This is a genomic window from Flavobacterium rakeshii (assembly GCF_009741375.1).
Classification (GTDB): domain Bacteria; phylum Bacteroidota; class Bacteroidia; order Flavobacteriales; family Flavobacteriaceae; genus Flavobacterium; species Flavobacterium rakeshii.
The window spans coordinates 141,426-158,754 of the sequence record NZ_WOWP01000034.1 but is presented as its reverse complement, the minus strand read 5'-3'; the positions used below and the strand labels follow the sequence as shown (position 1 = coordinate 158,754).

Sequence of the window (17,329 nt, the reverse complement as noted above, 5' to 3'; positions counted from 1 at the left end):
GTAACCTATTTACCGAAATATTTTTCCAACAATATATGAGCGGCTGCAAACGGTGACATTTCATTGTTTTGCACCGCTTTTTTGTTTTGGCTAAGCAGTTCGGCAATATCGGGTCTGTTGTAAAAACGGTTTTTAAGCTGTTCGTTTATAGTTTCGGTAAGCCAGTGGCTGTTCTGCTCGCTGCGTCTGCTTTCAAAGTAGCTGTTCTCTTTCGTAAGGGAAAAATATTCGTTCATTATCTGCCAAACATCATCTATGCCATCGTGGGTAACGGCGCTACAGGTACTTACCTTGGGTTGCCATCCTGATGTTTTTGCAGGAAACAGGTGTAAAGCCCTGTTGAATTCGGTTTTGGCAAGTTTTGCCTTTTTAATATTATCACCATCGGCTTTATTGATTACAATCAGGTCGGCCATTTCCATGATGCCGCGTTTAATCCCCTGAAGTTCGTCTCCGGCTCCGGCAATTTTAAGCAGCAGGAAAAAATCAACCATACTGTGTACGGCAGTTTCACTTTGTCCAACTCCTACGGTTTCTATTATAATAGTATCAAAACCACATGCCTCACAAAGTATAATGGCTTCACGGGTTTTGCGGGCTACACCACCCAGTGTATCACCCGATGCTGACGGACGTATATAGGCATTTTCGTCTTTTACCAGTTCTTCCATACGGGTTTTATCGCCCAGTATACTACCGTGTGATAACGAACTGCTGGGGTCTACAGCCAGTACGGCAACCTTGTGCCCCTGTGAAGTTAGGTGTTTACCAAAAGCCTCAATAAATGTACTTTTCCCTACACCCGGTACACCGGTAATCCCTATTCTAACCGACTTATTTGCATGCGGAAGGCAGGTAGCAATAACCTCGTTAGCTTTTTCAAGATGCGATGGGTTAGTACTTTCTATAAGTGTAATGGCACGGCTAAGCGCAATTTTATCTCCGTTAAGTATACCGTCAGACAGTTCTTTGGCAGAAGGCTGTTTTCTCCTAAGATTGGTAATATGCTCAATGGAAGATTTACTGATGCTTTCCGGCTGGTTAACACCTTCTTTTTCGTGCAGGGCAGTTTTATGGGCTTTCGGGTTATTCACGTGTAATTTCTTAGTAGGGTAAAATTACGTTTTTTTGTGCAAAACGCCATAGCTGTTGGGTTAAACATAAAAAGGAATGCACATGCATTCCTTTTTAATATATAGTAGATATATGGGGATTAGTAAGCTGCGGTAAAACGTTGCTGGTGATGTTTTGGGTTTTCGGCCTCATCGGCAATAACAACGGCAACATCTTCTCCCGAAAGGATACTTCTTTTATCATCATTAAACACAGGGTTTTCCAATCCTAAGCGGTAGTTACCTGTACGACCTGTATCAATACCCTGATGCATTTCTATGGCAGGACTAAAGAAAGCCCAGTCAAGCTCTTTTTCATCTCTAAGTATATTAAGGTAGTCTCTTGCAGCAGTAGCACCTGCTTTGTAATCTTCAGGGAATTCAGGAGTATCAACAAGTTGTAGGTTAGGAGCAATGTAAAGGCTTCCTGCACCACCAATAGTGATAAATCTTTTCACACCCGATTTCTTAACGGCTTCCTGTATAGACTGTGATCCTTTAATAAAATCGTCATAAATGTTTGGGTTAGTCCATCCCGGGTTGTAGGCATTTACAACAGCATCGCTTCCTTTTAATGCTTCGGCAAGAGCTTCAGTATCAAAAATGTCTGTTTTTTTCCAGGTAACACCGGCAATGTCTTCTTTTGGGTTACGTACAATGGCAGTTACTTCGTGATTTCTTGAAGTGAACTCTTTTACCAGATTAGAGCCTAAAAATCCTGTGGCTCCGATAATTGCTATTTTCATAATTTTATATGTAATTAAAATTGTTACAGTTTTGGGTAAAAAAAATCAGAACTTATCAGTGAATTCCATAAGGCTGATGTCTTTTAACTGAGCGCTGATTTTATTGTTTATATCATCATATAATGCATCCAGATTTTGATTTATTTTTTTTCCTACGGGGCAGGCAGGGTTAGGGTCGTTTTTGGCATAACCAAGACTTACCTTTTGAAAGGTCATTTTAAAAATATCGTCAAGGGTAATGTTCTTAACTGATTTTGCCAAACGGGTACCGCCATTTTTTCCTTCACGGCTTTCTACCATATTATGTTTTTTCAGGTTAGCAATTTCCTTGCGTACCAAAACGGGATTAATATTCATACTGCCTGCCAAAAATTCTGACGAAAGGTATTCGTCCGGAAATTTAGAAAGGAGTGTGAGTATATGTAATGTTATGGCAAACTTACCTGAAATCATACTGTAATAAAATATGTTACAAATGTACGATATTATTTGAAATAAACATAATTGAATGTTTTTATTTAAAAATTAGGTGAAAAAAAATTAAAGTTTATATTTGCTTTTAGCATATTCTAAAAACACTACCACCTATAAGAATGAAAGGAATACAAGGAATCGCCCCGTTTTTTGTGTCTGGATTACGTTTTGGTTTTCCGGATATCACCTTACAGATTATTTTAATTATTAGTTTTTACATGGCTGTAAGTTTCTCGGGAGATTATGTGTTTTTTCAGTCGTCAGGATTTACATATTCCTTTTTGGTTGTACTGCTTTCTACATTGTGTTTCGGGAATATACCTCCCCAAAAAATAAATATTTCTCATTTAAGTAATACAGGTTTATAATGGGTAATGTTATATTGATTTTTATATGCCTGATGTTGGGAGTGGTATTGCAAAAAATTAAAGTATTCCCTAAAAACGGACATGTAACATTAAATCAGTTTGTAATTTATATCTCACTGCCGGCATTATCACTTTATTTTATACCTAAGGTAGTAATGCGTAGTGAACTGCTGTTTCCCTTATGTACTTCGTGGATAGGGTTTATTCTTGCTTATGTATTTTTTACCTTATTAGGCAGATGGCTGGGCTGGTCTAAAAAACTAATAGGCTGTCTTATCCTTACGGGAGGTCTGGGTAATACGGCATTTATCGGTTTTCCTGTGGTGGAGGCACTTTTTGGTAAACAGGGGCTTAAAACGGCTATAGTACTGGATCAGGCAGGAACCTTTGTGGTAATGGCTACACTGGGGATATTAGTTGCAACCACACACTCTGCCAGTTTGAAAGACAGCGGAGCAAGCGTGATTTTAAAACGGGTATTTACATTTCCGCCGTTTATCGCCTTCCTTATTGCTGCCACAATGAATGTTAGCGGATTTGATTTTACGGAAGATATTCAGGAAGTTATTATGAATATATGCCGTACTACGGCACCGGTAGCATTGGTTGCTGTAGGAATGCAGTTAAAAATTGACAGAAAAAGCAAATATTGGAATTCACTATACATCGGATTGTTTTTTAAACTAATTTTGATGCCGGCTATAATATTTACCCTTTACAAGGTAATACTTGGGGGTAAAGGCCTTGAAACCAATGTCTCTTTAATAGAGGCTTCCATGGGCCCCATGGTAACCGCGGCAGTGTTAGCATCGGCATATGGTTTAAAGCCTAAACTTGCCGGTATGATGATAGGGGTAGGAATCCCAGTTTCTTTTATAACACTGGACTTTTGGTATTGGTTAATACTGAATTACTAATTTTCTAGTCCGTTGTTTTTTTATGGATAATGTTCTTACAGAGAAGCAAAAAGAAATTGCTTCTAAAACCGTTTATTCGATTCTCTTTTCCATAAGTTTTGCCCATTTGTTAAACGATTTACTACAATCGGTTATTCCGGCATCTTATCCTATACTTAAAGAAAATTACAATCTTAACTTTACTCAGGTAGGGCTTATTACCTTTTCCTATCAGGTAGCCGCATCTATACTACAGCCTTTTGTAGGTTTCTTTACCGATAAAAACCCGAAGCCGTTCTCTAAGGTTATAGGTATGCTGTTTACCCTTTCGGGTATCATTACGCTTTCTTATGCAGGGTCTTTCCCGGTTATATTGCTTTCGGTAATAATGGTTGGTATTGGTTCGTCTATATTCCATCCTGAAGCATCGAGGGTGGCTTATCTGGCATCAGGAGGTAAAAGGGGACTGGCACAATCCATTTTCCAGATAGGGGGTAATACAGGTACGGCAATTGGTCCGTTATTAATAGCATGGGTAGTGGTGCCAAACGGACAGCGTTACATCGTTTGGTTTGCCATTGTAGCTATACTGGCTATTATGGTATTAAGCCATATTGGAAGGTGGTACCAGGAACATTTAAACCTTACTGCCCGTAAGAAAAAAATAGAACAACTGCCTGATTTAACAAAAACTCAGGTGGTGGTTTCGGTAGTTATATTGTTGGTACTTATATTTTCTAAGTACTTTTATGTGGCGAGTATTTCCAGTTACTTTACCTTTTTCCTAATGGATAAGTTTTACCTTTCGGTACAGGATGCACAGTTTTACCTGTTTATGTTCCTTATCTCGGTAGCTGCGGGTACATTACTTGGTGGACCATTGGGAGATAAGTTTGGACGTAAATATGTAATATGGTTCTCGGTACTGGGGGCGGCACCGTTTACATTGATGTTGCCATTTGCTAATTTGTTTTGGACAGCCATACTTATCGTGATTATAGGTGTTATAATATCATCGGCTTTCCCGGCAATATTAGTATATGCACAGGAACTGCTTCCTAAAAAACTGGGAATGGTATCGGGGCTTTTCTATGGTTTTGCCTTTGGTATGGGCGGACTGGGTTCTGCCTTACTGGGTTATCTGGCCGATAAAACAAGTATTGAACATGTGTATAACATTTGTGCCTTTTTGCCATTAATAGGTGTTATCGCTTATTTCCTTCCAAATCTGAAAAAGAAATAAATAAAATCAGTTATAATTTTAACAGGAGCCGGTAATATTGTTTTATTATCGGCTTTTTGTTCTTTTTTGTAGTATTTTAACTAAGTTTATGAAATCCATCTAAACTCAAAATAATATGTCTGCATTAAAGTTAACAGCAGGCCCTGTACTTAAGGTATTAAGGGCTGCAAGGCTGGTAATTTTTGAAATTATCGGCAGTAAGTATCTCCCCAAAAAAACACCTGCTATGGTGCCTATACCTGTAGCGCATAAAAAGTTTCCCCCACAATGTATAAAGTAACTCCCCACTTAACATTTAAAGGAATTTTTCATTATGTGGATTTTTGATACTACAAGAGATAAAAGATTATACAATTTCGTTCTTTTTTTAATCAGGATTACAATAGCCCTTTTTATGCTTACGCACGGGCTTAAAAAAATAGACTTACTGCTTAGTGATGAACCCGTACAGTTTGCCGATCCCTTTGGTATAGGAGCAACAGCTTCTCTTATGCTAACGGTATTTGCAGAGGTGGTGTGTTCTGCACTGTTAATTGTTGGTTTGGCTACCAGGCTGGCAGTACTACCGCTAATAATAACAATGGTAGTGGCAGTGTTTATGATTCATGGTTCTGATGGTTTTGAACGACAGGAGCTGGGAAGCATATATTTAATGGTTTACGTACTGTTGCTTATTACGGGTAGCGGGAAATATTCGTTAGACCATTTGATATGCAGGAAGAAAAGGAAGATGTTTTATTAGTACTTTTATATTTTTCAGGCTGGTTTTTTGTAGTACTTTTGATGTAAACTTACATTAATACTATGATGACTAAGCCGCTAACACAAGAAATGATTGCCTCACTTGAAACTATAGTAGGGCAGTCATTTCTTTTTTTAGATACAGATACCAGAAACCATTACGGACATGATGAAACCGAGGATTATGTTTTTCCGCCCTCGGTTGTACTTAAGCCGGGTAGTACCGAAGAGGTGGCTGCTATTATGAAACTGGCAAACGAGTATGGTATTCCTGTAGTGCCTATTGGCGGGCGTACAGGGCTTAGTGGCGGTGCGCTTAGTATTTATGAGGGTATCGGTCTTTCCATGGAACGCTTTAATAAGATTGAGATTGATGAAAAAAATCTTCAGGCAATTGTAGAGCCTGCTGTAATCACTCAGGTTTTTAGGGAAGCAGCTAAGGAGAAAGGGCTTTTTTATCCGCCAGATCCAAGTAGCCAGGGTAGTTGTACCATAGGGGGGAATGTAGCCGAGAATGCAGGAGGTGCCCGTGCCGTTAAATATGGTGTTACTAAAGACTATGTGCTTAACCTTGAAGTGGTACTGCCTAATGGCGAAATTATATGGACAGGTGCCAATACACTTAAAAACTCTACCGGATATAATTTAACCCAACTTATGGTGGGTAGTGAAGGTACACTTGGTATCATTACTAAAATTGTAATGAAGCTGCTGCCTGATAATTCTCATAATATATTAATGTTAGTGCCTTTCTTTAAGGCAGGACAAGCCTGTGAAGCTGTGGCACAAATATTCAGGGCTGGAGTAGTACCCAGTGCACTGGAGTTTATGGAACGTGATGCGATAGACTGGACGCTTAAATATGTAGAGGGTGTGAGCCTTGATATAAAAGATGAGGTTGAAGCACATTTGCTTATTGAGGTAGACGGTAATTATCCTGATATGCTTTTTGCCGAAGCCGAAAAGATAACCCAAGTGCTGGAACAGTTTGATATTGACGAGATTTTATTTGCCGATAACGAAGATCAGAAAAACGCGTTATGGAAACTCCGCAGGGCTGTAGGTGAAGCTGTAAAGTCAAACTCGGTTTATAAAGAGGAAGATACAGTGGTGCCCAGATATGAACTTCCTACACTTTTAGAAGGAATAAAAACAATAGGCAAAAAGTATGGTTTTCATTCGGTATGCTACGGTCATGCCGGAGACGGTAACCTGCACGTAAATATCATAAAAGGTGATATGACCGATGAGAACTGGAAAACCGAAGTACCTAAAGGGATACGTGAAATTTTTGAACTAACAGTATCGTTAAAGGGAACGCTTTCGGGTGAGCATGGTATTGGCTATGTACAAAAAAATTATATGGATATCGCTTTTAACGATACCCAGCTTCAGTTAATGAAAAGCATTAAAAAGATATTTGACCCGAATAACGTACTGAATCCGGGTAAGGTACTTCCTGATAATTTAGGCTAATTACTTTTTAGCCATCAGTTTTCCGGCAATTTTAGCGATAGATAGTCCCTGTACTAAAATGGAGAATACCACTACAAAGTAAGTAATGGCAATTATATCATTTTTATAGGGTACATCATCTATTGATAAGGCAAGCGCTATGGATACACCACCTCTTAGTCCGCCCCATACCAGTATTTTTATGGTGCTGGAGCTGAATTTCTTTTTAAAGGGTACAATAAGGGTTGGCAACCATATAGACACATAGCGTGCCAGTAATACTACTACAACACAGGTAAGTCCCGGTAACCAGTAGCTATTGATGTTGTTTACCATAAGCAGGTTGAAACCGATAAAAAGGAATAGCACGGCATTTAGTATTTCGTCGTTAAGTTCCCAAAACTTTTCAAGGTAGTCTTTTGTTTCTGCCGACATGGCCGACTTCTTTTTAAAGTTACCTATAATCAAACCGGCAAATACCATGGTAAGCGGACCTGATATATGCATTGCCGAAGCAATTAAGTATCCGCCCATAACAACAGCTAGTGTTATTAGTACGGTTACTTTGTAATCGTCAATTTTACGGATGGCTGCTGCTGCACCGGCTCCTAGTAGTACACCCAGTAAAAAACCACCACCTGCTTCTCTTAAAAACAGCCAAACCACATTAAAAACGGTAGGGGTATATTCGTTATCCTGAGCGATATTTAGTATAACGGCAAAGGCAACAATTGCCATACCGTCGTTAAAAAGGGATTCTCCTGCAATTTTTGTTTCCAGTGATTTACGCACTTTTACCTCTTTTAATATACTAAGTACTGCTACAGGGTCTGTAGGGGATATAAGCGCACCAAAAAGCAGGCAGTACATATAAGGTATTTCAAGATGTAAAAAGGGCGTGAGGTAATACAGGAATGTTCCTACGGCAAACGTTGAGATTACAACACTAACGGTAGAGAATATAATTATAGGGAGTCGCTGTTCCCTAAGGTCTTTTAAATTAATATGAATAGCTCCTGCAAAAAGCATGAAGTTAAGCATGGCACCCATTAGGAGTTCGGTAAAATCAAACTGGGAGATAAGTGTTGATATTCTGTGTAACGTATCGGGAACTACATGGCCGAACACTACCAGAAATATAGACACAGCCATTGCAATAACCATGATCCCAATAGTGGAGGGTAGTTTAAGGAAACGTACATTAAAATAGGCAAAAAAAGATGCTAATACTATCAGTACAGAGAGAGAATAGTATAATTCCATAGGTGTTTAAAGGTATATGAGTAATAAATGCGGGTTTCCCAAAAATACAGAAAACCAAAGGATTTACCTATTCTTTTAAAGCACAAAAGCCCTTTAATTAAAGGGCTTTTGTGTTAAACTTTTAATAGGTTTTATAACCCCAGTTCTTTTATTACTTCGGGATCCAGAATCTGATTCATAAGCTCGGGTTGTGCTGCGCCAATAAACCTCCATTTGTTATTGGTTAGATTGTTAGCAATGGCTATATAATCTATTCGCTTGATAATATTTAAGGAGTTGTCTTTTGCATTAAAGGTGACATCTTCGGTATTCAACATCTTTTTATACATATCAATAAACATTTCTGAATTATCTTTAGGTATTACATCTTTAAAGATCATTTTAAGGGCGTAGTTTTGTTTAAGTGTAGTGTAATGTCCGTTGTTTATTGTTTTGATGTCTCCAACCTCTATGTCTAAAGGGGTGTTGGTTATTTCCATTTTAAAATCATCATTACCTTCAAGCATTTGCTTCATCCCTTCAACCATTTGTTCTTTTGGAAGTATTTCAAAAAACTTAGGGTAAATAAATTCGGTTACAGCTTCAAAATCTTTGTTTACACTGTGTTTATACATTTCTTCGGCTGTAGTTTTTAGTGCTTTTACATCCTGAGAAAATCCTGAAATAGCTGTGAATAATAAAACAAAGGCGATAAGATATTTTTTCATAGTTGTTTGGTTTTTCATAAAGATAAAAGGTTTGTTTTAAATAGTAGGTATAAAAAATCCCGCCTTAACGGGCGGGATTTTTATTTATAGAGCTAATATAATTACTCGTTTACTACAACCCATTCACCGGTTGAAATAAGGCTTTCTGCCTTTTTGAATTTCATGGTTTCGGTTTTACCGCTCATAACATGTTTAATAGTAACGTTGTCATTACGGTTAATTTTTGGAGCATCCCTTACAATGGTTTCAGTAACCTGAGGGCGGCTTTGGCTTTGTTGTGACACCTGACGTGCTTTTTCGGCCATTTCCTCAGTGTTTAAAACTTCTTCCTTGCTTTCAGTGTACTCTTCTTTTTGCTGAACCTGCTGTTCTGCATCCTGAATTTGCTGAGCATTTTGAGCCGGAAGCTCTCCTTTAAACAGGAATGAGATTACATCTTTATTAATACTGTCTACTGTCTTTTTAAACAGTTCGAATGCTTCAAACTTATAGATAAGCAGCGGATCTTTTTGTTCGTGTACTGCAAGCTGTACCGATTGTTTTAGCTCATCCATTTTGCGAAGGTGTTTCTTCCATGCTTCATCAACAATAGCAAGGGTGATGTTCTTCTCAAAATCAGTGATAAGTGATTTACCTTCACTTTGGTAAGCTTTTTCAAGGTTAGTAACCACATTAAGTGATTTCACACCATCGGTAAACGGTACTACAATACGCTCATACTGTCCCTGATTGTTTTCGTAAACGTTTTTGATTACGATAAACGCTTCGGCAGCAGTGCGCTCTGTTTTATCATGATAAGCCTGGCTTACAACTTTGTAAACTTTACCTGCAATTTCTATAGGGTTTAGTTTACCAAATTCGGCTTCGCTAATAGGAGAACTTATAGCAAAGTTACGGATAAGCTCAAACTCAAAGTTTTTAAAGTCGTTTGTGGCTTTGTTGTTTTCGGCAATAACCTCAGCAGTATCATACATCATGTTAGCGATATCTACTTTAAGACGCTCCCCGAATAATGCGTGCTTTCTACGTTTGTATACTACCTCACGCTGTGCGTTCATTACGTCATCATATTCAAGAAGACGCTTACGTACACCAAAGTTGTTTTCTTCCACTTTTTTCTGTGCACGCTCAATAGACTTAGTCATCATAGAGTGCTGGATAACCTCACCCTCTTTAAGTCCCATTCTGTCCATTATCTTAGCAACTCTTTCAGAACCGAATAAACGCATCAGGTTATCTTCAAGAGATACATAGAACTGAGAACTTCCCGGGTCTCCCTGACGACCGGCACGACCACGAAGCTGTCTGTCCACACGTCTTGAATCGTGACGTTCTGTACCAATAATTGCTAAACCTCCTGCGGCTTTAACTTCCGGAGTAAGCTTAATATCGGTACCACGACCTGCCATGTTTGTAGCAATGGTCACAATACCCGGTTTACCTGCTTCGGCAACAATTTCTGCCTCTTTTTTGTGAAGTTTCGCATTCAGTACGTTGTGCGGTACATTTCTCATTTTAAGCATACGGCTTAATAACTCAGAAATATCTACCGATGTTGTACCAATAAGCACTGGTCTTCCTGCCTGAGAAAGTTCTGTTACATCTTCAATAACAGCGTTGAATTTCTCACGCATTGTGCGGTATATAAGATCGTGTTTGTCTTTACGTGCAATTGGTCTGTTAGTTGGAATTTCAACAACATCCAATTTATAAATTTCCCAAAACTCACCAGCTTCTGTAACAGCTGTACCTGTCATACCACCCAGTTTGTTGTACATCCTGAAGTAGTTTTGCAGGGTAATGGTAGCAAAAGTTTGGGTAGCAGCTTCAATCTTAACGTTCTCTTTTGCCTCAATCGCCTGGTGTAAACCGTCTGAATAACGTCTACCGTCCATAATACGACCGGTTTGCTCGTCTACAATCATGATCTTGTTGTCCATGATTACATACTCAACGTCTTTTTCAAACAGGGTATAGGCTTTTAAAAGCTGAGTAAGGGTATGGATACGCTCACTCTTAATAGAGAAGTCTTTAAATAAAACTTCTTTCTGTTCTGCCTCTTCTTCTTTGTTTAAGTTTTTCTTTTCAATGTTGGCAATCTCAGTACCAATGTCCGGAAGTACAAAGAAGTCATTGTCGGTATCCTGAGAAAGGAACTGAATACCGTTATCAGTAAGTTCTACCTGATTGTTTTTTTCTTCGATTACAAAGTAAAGAGCCTCATCAATTTTATGCATTTCACGGTTGTTGTCCTGCATGTAGTGATTTTCGGTTTTTTGAAGCAGTTGCTTCACACCTTCTTCACTTAAAAATTTGATAAGTGCTTTATTTTTAGGTAAACCACGGTGTGCTCTTAATAAAAGGAAACCACCTTCTTTAGTATTACCTTCTTTGATAAGTTTTTTAGCCTCTGCAAGTACACCATTGATAAGTGTTCTCTGCATGTTGTAAAGGTTGTCTACTTTTGGCTTAAGTTCGTTGAACTCATGACGGTCTCCCTGCGGAATAGGACCTGATATGATAAGCGGCGTACGGGCGTCGTCAATCAATACCGAGTCAACCTCATCGACAATAGCATAATTGTGCTTTTTCTGTACAAGGTCGCTAGGAGCGTGAGCCATGTTATCCCTTAGGTAATCAAAACCAAATTCGTTGTTTGTACCATAAGTAATATCTGCAGCATACGCTTTTCTTCTGGCGTCAGAGTTAGGTTGGTGGTTATCAATACAGTCAACCGTCATACCGTGGAACTCAAATAAAGGAGCTTTCCATGTGCTATCCCTTCGTGCAAGGTAGTCGTTCACCGTTACAAGGTGAACACCGTTTCCTGTAAGCGCGTTAAGGTAAAGCGGAAGGGTAGCCACAAGGGTTTTACCTTCACCCGTTTGCATCTCGGCAATTTTACCCTGGTGAAGTACTATACCACCAATAAGCTGAACATCATAGTGAATCATGTCCCAGGTAATTTCCTTACCTGCGGCATTCCACGTGTTAGCCCACGAGGCGTTATCGCCCTCAATGGTAATGTATGGTTTAGTTGCAGAAAGTTCGATGTCTTTTGGAGTAGCCTTAACCGTGACAGAGCTGTTCTCTTTAAATCGGCGGGCTGTTTCCTTCACTACGGCAAATGCTTCCGGTAGTATATCCATTAATACTTTCTCACTTATCTCATATGCTTCTTTTTCAAGAGCATCGATAGATGCATAAATATCTTCTCTTGCATCAATGTCTTCTGTTTGTTCAACTTCCTGCTGGTAAGACGCGATTTTAGCATCTTTATCAGCACGGGCATCACGTATCTTCTCCTTAAAGTAGATAGTTTTAGCTCTAAGCTCATCGTTAGAAAGTTGCGCTAAAGCTTCCTCATAGGTTTTAACCTTATTGATTAAAGGCTGGATTGCCTTTATATCCTTTTGCGATTTATCACCTACAAAAGCTTTTAGAATGCTGTTTATTAAACTCATTATTATATAATTACTTTTGTTTGTTTTTCTCTGTTAGGTACAAATTTAACCAAAAAAAAAGCCTCATTGAAGAGACTTTTCAGTTGATTTTATTTTTCCTAATATTCATCCTCGTTCCAAAGATAGTCTTCGTCTGTAGGATAGTCAGGCCATATTTCTTCCATTGATTCGTAGATTTCTCCTTCATCCTCAATAGATTGTAGGTTTTCTACTACCTCAAGTGGTGCTCCTGTTCTGATGGCATAGTCAATCAGCTCATCTTTTGTAGCCGGCCATGGGGCATCACTCAAATAGGATGCTAGTTCTAATGTCCAATACATCTTATAAACGATTTAATTTTATGCAAAAATAAATTTTATACTGAAATAGTCAAGTAAATTTTTGTTTATTTTCAATAAAAAGTTAAGAACGTTTTTTCGGTGTCCCATTTGCGGTATTCACGGGCAGTTTAAAACTGCTTAGATTCCCCAATTTTACTGATAACCGTAAGGGTTTGCTAACTAATACTTTTCAGGTATCCACTTCACTTCGTCAGCGTTCAAATCATGGGACAACTTTCGTGCCAACACAAAAAGGTAGTCAGAAAGTCGGTTTAAGTATGTCAAAACCCTCTCATCTGTAGGTTCAAGCTCGTGTAAATGTACCGATAAACGCTCTGCACGACGGCAAACACAACGTGCTATGTGACAATATGACACGGTTGTATGACCTCCCGGAAGCACAAAATGTGTCATTGGGGGTAATTCAGAATCCATAGCGTCAATCTCATTTTCAAGATATTGAATATTTTCATCAGAAATTTTAGGGATGTTAAGTCTTTCTTTTCCGTTTTTCAGGATTAGTTTTTCGGGATCGGTTGCCAATATGGCACCTAAAGTAAACAGGCGGTCCTGAATATGCTCCAGTACTTTTTTGTAATGCGGGTTCATATCCTGATCACGGATAAGACCAATGTGTGAGTTAAGTTCGTCTACTGTACCGTAGCTTTCTATGCGTATATGGTGTTTTGGTACACGTGTTCCGCCAAAAAGGGCAGTAGTACCTTTGTCTCCTGTTTTAGTATATACTTTCATTTTGTTATGCTATTGAAAGATTTAAAATTTAATGATTAAAAATATAGAAGGTTGTCATCCTGACGCAGGAAGGATCTCTTTTACTGATTTAGACTCTTCACTCCATTTGCATTTCGTTCAGAATGGCAGTGTTTTTACTAATTACTACCTGTGCGGATTAGGGTTAATGTTGTCGCTTTCTATAACACCGTCCCTAAGGCGGATAACCCTATGGGCATAAGCGGCAATGTCTTCCTCGTGGGTTACCAGTATAACGGTATTACCGTTTGCGTGTATCTCATTGAAAAGGTTCATAATTTCTACCGATGTTTTACTGTCCAGGTTACCTGTAGGCTCATCGGCAAGGATGATAGAAGGGTGGTTAACCAATGCGCGGGCTACGGCAACCCTTTGGCGCTGTCCTCCCGAAAGCTGGTTGGGTTTGTGGTCCATGCGGTCTTCCAGTCCTACCTGTGTTAGTACCTGTGAGGCACGCTCGTTACGCTCGGGTTTTTTGTGGCCTGCATATACCATAGGCAATGCTACATTATCCAGTGCGGTGGTGCGCGGTAGTAGGTTAAAGGTTTGGAAAACGAAACCTATTTCTTTGTTACGTATTTCGGCCAACTCATTATCGCTCATTTTGCTCACGTCCTTTCCGTTAAGAATGTAAGTACCTCCGGTAGGGGTATCCAGGCAGCCTAACAGGTTCATAAGAGTGGATTTGCCGGATCCCGACGGGCCCATTAATGCCACATATTCGCCTTTGTTTATGGTTAGGTCTATGCCTTTTAAAACTTTTACCACCTCATTGCCCAGCGGAAAGTTTCTGGTTATGCCTTTTATATCGATAATTGGTTGTGCCATACTTTTATTTTGAGGCTTAAAAGTAAGGAATTTTTGTTGGAAAGTATTAAAACTACTAGTTGTAAATTAGAGATTCTATTTTTTATCTTTAACAAAATTAAAGATTTCGAAATGAGGACAGTTTTTAAACTTTTATTAATTCTAATTTGTTTGCTCATTCTATTTTATTTAGCTTCTTCTTCAGAATTTTTCCTTCAAAAATTTGAAAATTTTGCTTTATGGCTATATCCCTTAAATAAAGATAGAAATGCTGAGTTATTTAAAATTATACTAACTGTAATTGGAGGGTTAGGGGTGTTGTATAGCTTACATTTGTCATATAGAAGAGCTGTTACTACAGAGAAAGGTATTGACTTGCAAGGGAAAGCTATAAATAAGCAAAGTGAGCAATTGGAATTGTCGAGGAAATCTCAGATTGATGAAAGATTTAAAAATGCCATTGAACATCTAGGTTCTGAAAAAGAGCCGATTATATTAGGGGGTGTCGCAGAACTACATCAAATAGCAAAGGAAAATTCAAAGGATTATAGTGAAGTTGTATTAAATATTTTATTGAGCTATGTAAGGTCTATTGCAACAGTAAAATTAAATTCGGAAGACAGAAATATTACCATTATACAGACAATTATTAATTATGTGTTTAAGGACAAGGATAAATCTCCTTATGAGGGGTTGTTTGGTAATTTAAGCTATACAAATTTTAAATATATCGATATTAATGGTATTGATTTGAGTAAATTCAATCTTAAACATTGTATATTTCCTATGGAAATTCAAAATGTTGATTTATCAGAAGCGGATTTAAGTTATACTGTTTTTCAAAGTTCAGTAATTAAAGGGGTTAATTTTGAAAGTTCAAAATTCTATAACTCTAATTTTATGTTTGTTGAAATATCTGATTCTAATTTTAAAAATGCCGATCTTAACTCCTCGCATTTGATTCATTGTAAGTTATCTAATTCTAGTCTAAGTTGTATGGAGATATATAAGACAGAATTTTTGTTGTCTTATTTTGAGGAGATGAATTTTATTGAAGTTGATTTACTTAAAGTTAGTTTTTTCGGTTCGAGTTTTAAAAATTGTTTGTTTAGAGGAAATAAAAGTATGCTAGAGATTGATTTTCGAGCCTGTGGTTTTACGGATTTTAATATTGAAAATTTATGTATAAGAGGAGATTTTAGAGGTTGTCATAAAATGGATTCCTTGAATAGTATTTTTCGTCCTTTAGATAGTCTTGATGAACTGGTAAATTATGAAACTAATTCAAATGAACTTATATTTCTTAATAGTATTAATTTTATAGAGAGTATTTGCGGTAAATTAAGTTTGGAGGATATTAATGAGTTTAAAAAGATATATGAAGATTTAATGAAAAACCTTAAAGATAAATTGCTATAAGAATATTAAAGCTTTACAATTTCTTTACATAAAACTGCTTTCGAACATTTTTTTTACTATATTTATAATGTTGATAGTCAGTATATGAAAAATCATTTCCTACTCATACTTTTTATTATCAGCATGCCTGCATGCCTGGCACAACATGGTTATCCTGAACCTCCCGATAGCCACAAACGCCTTTTTTATATTCAGCACAGTAAAAATCACAACACCTATGTTTATGATGCTAATATTATTAGCAATACCAATATAAAGGATACTGATCCTATTGATGTGTACCAAATAGACTATAAAAAGGACGGAACCCGTGAAGAACTTACCGGATTACAGCGTAAAATGGCTTACGGGGTTACCTTTAATAAAGTAGGGGAAAACAAGTTTGAGTTTACCCTTGCTGCCTATCCTGAAAAAACACTTACTCTTGCCATGCAATCGGGCAAGCCTGTGGTTACCGTAAACATTAACGGTAAGGAAATGGAACTGGAACGTATGTTTTTACACTGTAATGCCCTTGGGACTAATGTTTCTCAAATTGACTTTTACGGCAGGGATGTAAAAACACACAATGATCTTGCTGAAACCATGTACCTAAGCAGGTAAATAATCTTTCTTAAGTTTTAAAGTACTCAGGTCCTTATGGGTAATAGGATTTTTGTGCTTTATGACTTTCTAGCCTTCAATATCTGTTTTTAAATCCGTTAAGTATTTCTTAAAAATCTTAATATATTCTTTAAATGTATTAAACTATTCTTAATAATTTAACCAAAACTTTGAAATGTCGTGATTGTGATGTTACCTTTGATCTATCAAGTAACGAAATAATTACAAGTAACAAATCAAATAATTAAATGACTATGAAAAGATTAAATTTATTATTAGGAGCAGTGTTAGTAGCAGCGGGTGTAACGTCTTGTAAGACTGATACCGAGCAAATGGCAGAACAGAATATTGATCGTTATGAGTCGTATGTAGACTCAATTGGAAACCTTGATGCTACCGAAAGGTCGGCTAACTGGGCTCAGATTGAGGCTGAATATCAGGCAAGACTTGCAGAAGCTGAAGCAGCACTAAGTGAGGCTAAAGAAAGCCAAAATGCAGAAACTCGTATTAACGATACGAAAACCAAGTATGAGAACGTAAAAACTGAAACAGAGAAGGAAGCTAAAGAAACAGCTGCTGATGCACTTGTGGTTTCATACTTTGGTCCGGATAACATGGTTGGTGATGACCTAAACTTTAACTGGGTAAACAAGGATAACATTCTTAGTGTGTACCAAAACTTTGTAGATACCTTTAATAAAAATAAAGATAGCTATTCAAGACAGGATTTTGATAAAATCAAAGCTTGGTATGAGGCACTTGATGCCAGAAAAAACACAGTAGAGAAAGAAGGTTTGTCATCAGAAGATAACCGTAAAATTGCGGCTCTTAAATTAGAGTTTGCCCCTAAATTTAAATGGGAGCGTATGACAGCTAAAGGTGAAGAAAACCAGGAAGCTAAAGAAGAAGCGACAGAGTAAGTATAAGGTTTTATATAAAT

18 protein-coding genes are annotated in these 17,329 nt (G+C 37.7%); 9 read left to right on the top strand and 9 right to left on the bottom strand.

Annotated features, from left to right (window positions below; genetic code table 11):
- Positions 1–5 precede the first annotated feature (5 nt).
- The 3 genes from meaB to GN157_RS10455 form a co-directional block, all read right to left on the bottom strand.
- Complete coding sequence (gene meaB, locus GN157_RS10465; RefSeq protein WP_317163538.1) at positions 6–1,094, bottom strand: methylmalonyl Co-A mutase-associated GTPase MeaB; 1,089 nt, start codon at positions 1,092–1,094, stop codon at positions 6–8.
- A gap of 119 nt (positions 1,095–1,213) precedes the next feature.
- Entirely contained in the window at positions 1,214–1,858 is a 645-nt protein-coding gene (locus GN157_RS10460; protein ID WP_157483349.1) for an NAD(P)-dependent oxidoreductase, read from the bottom strand.
- Positions 1,859–1,903: 45 nt separating this feature from the next.
- The gene (locus tag GN157_RS10455; RefSeq protein WP_157483348.1) at positions 1,904–2,311 is read right to left on the bottom strand and encodes an RrF2 family transcriptional regulator; all 408 of its coding nucleotides are present in this window, start codon (positions 2,309–2,311) and stop codon (positions 1,904–1,906) included.
- 140 nt (positions 2,312–2,451) lie between these two features.
- On the opposite strand from GN157_RS10455, the gene GN157_RS10450 reads away from it, so the two are divergent.
- The 6 genes from GN157_RS10450 (at position 2,452) to GN157_RS10425 (ending at position 7,056) form a co-directional block, all read left to right on the top strand.
- Positions 2,452–2,700, top strand: a complete 249-nt coding sequence (locus GN157_RS10450; RefSeq protein ID WP_157483347.1) for a hypothetical protein — start codon at positions 2,452–2,454, stop codon at positions 2,698–2,700.
- The gene (locus GN157_RS10445; RefSeq protein WP_157483346.1) at positions 2,700–3,617 is read left to right on the top strand and encodes an AEC family transporter; all 918 of its coding nucleotides are present in this window, start codon (positions 2,700–2,702) and stop codon (positions 3,615–3,617) included. Before GN157_RS10450 ends, GN157_RS10445 begins: the two co-directional genes overlap by 1 nt.
- Positions 3,618–3,639: 22 nt before the next feature.
- Positions 3,640–4,839: an MFS transporter gene (locus GN157_RS10440; protein WP_157483345.1), complete on the top strand. Its 1,200-nt coding sequence runs from the start codon at positions 3,640–3,642 to the stop codon at positions 4,837–4,839.
- 115 nt (positions 4,840–4,954) lie between these two features.
- A complete protein-coding gene (locus GN157_RS10435) occupies positions 4,955–5,119 on the top strand; it encodes a hypothetical protein (protein ID WP_157483344.1) in 165 nt (54 codons plus the stop codon).
- Positions 5,120–5,152: 33 nt separating this feature from the next.
- A complete protein-coding gene (locus GN157_RS10430; RefSeq protein ID WP_157483343.1) occupies positions 5,153–5,581 on the top strand; it encodes a DoxX family protein in 429 nt (142 codons plus the stop codon).
- A 65-nt stretch (positions 5,582–5,646) separates the two neighbouring features.
- Positions 5,647–7,056, top strand: a complete 1,410-nt coding sequence (locus GN157_RS10425; RefSeq protein WP_157483401.1) for an FAD-binding oxidoreductase — start codon at positions 5,647–5,649, stop codon at positions 7,054–7,056.
- Here the strand turns inward: GN157_RS10425 and GN157_RS10420 are convergent, their stop codons facing one another.
- The 6 genes from GN157_RS10420 to GN157_RS10395 form a co-directional block, all read right to left on the bottom strand.
- Positions 7,057–8,298 (bottom strand): cation:proton antiporter, encoded by a 1,242-nt coding sequence (locus tag GN157_RS10420; protein WP_157483342.1) that lies wholly within the window; start codon positions 8,296–8,298, stop codon positions 7,057–7,059.
- Between the two features lie 131 nt (positions 8,299–8,429).
- Entirely contained in the window at positions 8,430–9,005 is a 576-nt protein-coding gene (locus GN157_RS10415) for a hypothetical protein (protein WP_157483341.1), read from the bottom strand.
- 101 nt (positions 9,006–9,106) lie between these two features.
- Positions 9,107–12,469, bottom strand: a complete 3,363-nt coding sequence (gene secA, locus GN157_RS10410; RefSeq protein ID WP_157483340.1) for a preprotein translocase subunit SecA — start codon at positions 12,467–12,469, stop codon at positions 9,107–9,109.
- A gap of 98 nt (positions 12,470–12,567) precedes the next feature.
- The gene (locus GN157_RS10405) at positions 12,568–12,789 is read right to left on the bottom strand and encodes a DUF2795 domain-containing protein (protein WP_002986941.1); all 222 of its coding nucleotides are present in this window, start codon (positions 12,787–12,789) and stop codon (positions 12,568–12,570) included.
- A gap of 180 nt (positions 12,790–12,969) precedes the next feature.
- The gene (locus GN157_RS10400) at positions 12,970–13,542 is read right to left on the bottom strand and encodes a cob(I)yrinic acid a,c-diamide adenosyltransferase (protein WP_157483339.1); all 573 of its coding nucleotides are present in this window, start codon (positions 13,540–13,542) and stop codon (positions 12,970–12,972) included.
- 144 nt (positions 13,543–13,686) lie between these two features.
- Positions 13,687–14,388 (bottom strand): ABC transporter ATP-binding protein, encoded by a 702-nt coding sequence (locus tag GN157_RS10395; RefSeq protein ID WP_157483338.1) that lies wholly within the window; start codon positions 14,386–14,388, stop codon positions 13,687–13,689.
- A 111-nt stretch (positions 14,389–14,499) separates the two neighbouring features.
- Between GN157_RS10395 and GN157_RS10390 the strand changes: the two genes are divergently transcribed.
- The 3 genes from GN157_RS10390 to GN157_RS10380 all read left to right on the top strand — a co-directional run bounded on the left by GN157_RS10390 (position 14,500) and on the right by GN157_RS10380 (position 17,309).
- Entirely contained in the window at positions 14,500–15,786 is a 1,287-nt protein-coding gene (locus GN157_RS10390; RefSeq protein WP_157483337.1) for a pentapeptide repeat-containing protein, read from the top strand.
- 84 nt (positions 15,787–15,870) lie between these two features.
- Positions 15,871–16,389, top strand: coding sequence for a DUF4833 domain-containing protein (locus tag GN157_RS10385; protein ID WP_157483336.1), 519 nt, complete (start codon positions 15,871–15,873; stop codon positions 16,387–16,389).
- 254 nt (positions 16,390–16,643) lie between these two features.
- Positions 16,644–17,309: a hypothetical protein gene (locus GN157_RS10380; protein ID WP_157483335.1), complete on the top strand. Its 666-nt coding sequence runs from the start codon at positions 16,644–16,646 to the stop codon at positions 17,307–17,309.
- Positions 17,310–17,329: the final 20 nt, after the last annotated feature.